At 67.9% G+C, this 424-nt stretch carries 1 pseudogene; it reads right to left on the bottom strand.

The features are described from left to right. Positions 1–424 (bottom strand): annotated as a pseudogene (locus tag QK290_RS18580) (pyridoxal 5'-phosphate synthase lyase subunit PdxS); the annotation flags it as partial.

The raw sequence follows: 424 nt of genomic DNA, 5'->3' as shown, positions 1-424 counted from the left end.
GCGCCGAGCTGCATCATCATCGCGGCGTCGGCCGGGGTGGCGATGCCGCCGGCGGTGAACAGCACCACGGGGAGCTTGCCGGCGGCGGCAACTTCCTTGACCAGTTCGTACGGGGCCTGCAGTTCCTTGGCCGCGACGTAGAGCTCGTCCTCGGGCAGGGCAGCGAGCTTGGCGATCTCGGCGCGGATCTGGCGCATGTGCCCGGTGGCGTTGGAGACGTCGCCGGTGCCGGCCTCGCCCTTGGAGCGGATCATGGCCGCGCCTTCGTTGATGCGGCGCAGCGCCTCACCGAGGTTCGTGGCGCCACAGACGAAGGGAACCTTGAAGTTCCACTTATCGATGTGGTGGACGTAGTCGGCCGGGGTCAGGACCTCGGACTCGTCAATGTAGTCCACGCCGAGGGACTGCAGGACCTGGGCCTCCA

Origin of the sequence: Pseudarthrobacter sp. AL07 (assembly GCF_029960665.1) — a bacterium.
GTDB lineage: Bacteria > Actinomycetota > Actinomycetes > Actinomycetales > Micrococcaceae > Arthrobacter.
This window is presented reverse-complemented; position numbering and strand designations above follow the sequence as displayed.